Here is a 2276-nt window from a genome sequence, read left to right as displayed (position 1 = left end):
TGAGACTTCGAACACCTCCCCCAACGGCACGGGAACCTCGTGCGTTGCGCACCCCGTCGGCATCACCCGATCGGTAGCCACGCTGAAAGACCTCAATGACTGGGCTCGGCGGTGGCATCACCGGCGGCTGACAGCCTCGAGGACCAGAGCGAGGCCGGCTTGCGCACGTCGACGACGGCGATGTACTCGCCGACTGGAGAGCGCGCTTGTCCGCACGCCCACTTCACCTACGGCCGGCAAGTGGGATCGGCGGATGTCGTCGAGGATGTCGCGGACGGGGGGCGAGGTGCGGGTGAGGTCGAGTCCTTCCGGGGGATGAAGGCCGACCCCAGGAGGCTCGGCGGCGTACGTGTCGCGGGTGCGTGCGGGGAGCCTGCCGAGTGGATCGCGGCAGTTGATCGGATGCAGCGGGATCGCTGATCCGACGTGGTCGCGGTTGTTGCGGGTGCCCTGGTGAACGTCCGGGGCGAGTGCGGCGTGGATTTCCTTCCGAGTCCTCTGCCGGGACGAGATCACCCGCCGCGAGAGCGTTGCCTCCCAACGCCGCCTGCTTCGGACGAAGTTCGAGCGGCAGGTCCCCCTGGAGAAGTTCGGCCTCACCCCTCCTGAACCTGCCTGCGGCCCAGATCGGGGGCCGGGGGCCCTGCGCTGGCTCCACACCGGCAAGCCGGTGAACCTCTTCAGTCCGGCCGTTATCAACGGGGCCTGAGCCCCTCTCTTCTATGTCTGCGACGAGCATCACCGTGAGCGGAGAGTGTCTGACTTGTTGAATCGACCGCAGGCGCTCGGTCTGCAGCCGTAGCGTCCAGGGTGCCGGTCGGCACGGGCTCGTGTAGTGTCTTGCCGCCCTGCGGGCTGGCTCATGATTAGCGTGCCGCCGCCGTCCGGCACCCGCGCGGTGTGGCTCGACAGAGGCATGAATGTTGTGACTGCTACTTCAAGTCAGAGTGCCCACCGCACATTTCTGCCCGTCAGCCGCCAGGTCAGGATGCGCGTGATCATCATCGGGATCGATCCCCACAAGTCCTCGCACACCGCAGTCGCTGTCGCTGTCGATGCAGCAGGCCACAAGATTGGTCAGCGGCGGTTCGTCGTCAACTCCGGGACCTTCGGTCGGCTTCTGCACTGGTGCGCGCAGTGGCCGGGGCGCCGGTTTGCGGTCGAAGGCGCCGGCGGTCTCGGTCGGTCTCTTGCTCAGCAGCTGGCCGCCGCGGGCGAGGATGTCGTCGACGTGCCTTCCACCTTGTCGGCCAGGGCCCGTCTTCTGGCCACTGGCGGGGACCGGAAGACCGACCCCGCGGACGCTCTCCACGTGGCCCAGGTCGCGCTCTTCCGCACTGATCTGCGCAAGGTCACCGCGGAGGACCAGTCCACGATCCTGCGGCTGCTGACCGAGCGGCACGACGACCTGACCGGCGAGCGGACCCGTATCGTCAACCGTCTCCACGCGGTCCTTCGCGACCTGTTGCCCGGTGGCGCCCCCACACGGCTGTCGGCAGAGAAGGCCGCGACTTTGATGAAGGGCATCCGGCCGGCCACTGCGACGGACCACTGCCGCCGGGACATCGCTCGTGATCTGCTGGCCGACCTGCGCAGGCTTGACCGGCAGGTCAAGGACAACGAGGCCCAGATGCGCGATGCTCTCGCTGCCGCACGAACCAGCCTGACGTCGCTGCCCGGACTGGGCACGGTACTGGCTGCGAAGCTCCTGGGCCACGTCGGCGACATCAGCCGCTTCCCGGCAGAACACCACTTCGCCAGCTACGTCGGCAGCGCGCCCTTGGACGCCTCCAGCGGCAAACGGGTACGCCATCGGCTCAACACCGGGGGTAACAGAGCCTTGAACAGCGCGCTTCACATCATCGCTGTCTGCCAGATCCGTAACGACGGGCGCGGCCGGGAGTACTACCTCCGCAAGATCGCCGAAGGAAAGACACCCGCCGAAGCCCGCCGAGCCCTCAAACGACGCCTCTCCAACGTGGTCTACCGGATCATGAAACGAGATCAGCGAGTTCAACTCGCAGCAGCTGCTTGACACACAGAGGCGCTAATCAACGGCGGATCTGCTGATCAAGGAGAGACGCCAAGTGAGTGAGACGACGATCGAGCAAGAGCCCGTAGTCGGGTCGATCGGTGCGGCCACGTCGGACGAGCAGTTGATCGCGATGCTGGTCGACCGGGCCCGCCCGATCGCCGAGGTCGCCCGAGAGATACAAGTGAACGAGGGAACGCTGGGCACCTGGGTCAGCCGGTACCGGCAAGAGCACGCCGGGGAG

2 protein-coding genes are annotated in these 2276 nt (G+C 66.8%); both read left to right on the top strand.

The features are described from left to right. The first annotated feature begins 988 nt into the window (after positions 1–988). Positions 989–2035 carry an IS110 family transposase gene (locus tag AB0D12_RS41150; protein WP_362695180.1) on the top strand — a complete coding sequence of 349 codons (1047 nt, stop codon included), beginning with the start codon at positions 989–991 and terminating at the stop codon, positions 2033–2035. Positions 2036–2087: 52 nt separating this feature from the next. After that, on the top strand, positions 2088–2276 hold a 189-nt coding region (locus AB0D12_RS41145), incomplete at its 3' end, for a helix-turn-helix domain-containing protein (RefSeq protein WP_362695177.1).

It is taken from the genome of Streptomyces sp. NPDC048479, assembly GCF_040651435.1.
Taxonomy (GTDB): Bacteria; Actinomycetota; Actinomycetes; order Streptomycetales; family Streptomycetaceae; genus Streptomyces.
This window is presented reverse-complemented; position numbering and strand designations above follow the sequence as displayed.

Excerpts from the sequence above, each read along its gene's own strand:
- AB0D12_RS41150 (WP_362695180.1), top strand. The coding sequence starts at position 989 with ATGCGCGTGATCATCATCGGGATCGATCCCCACAAGTCCTCGCACACC.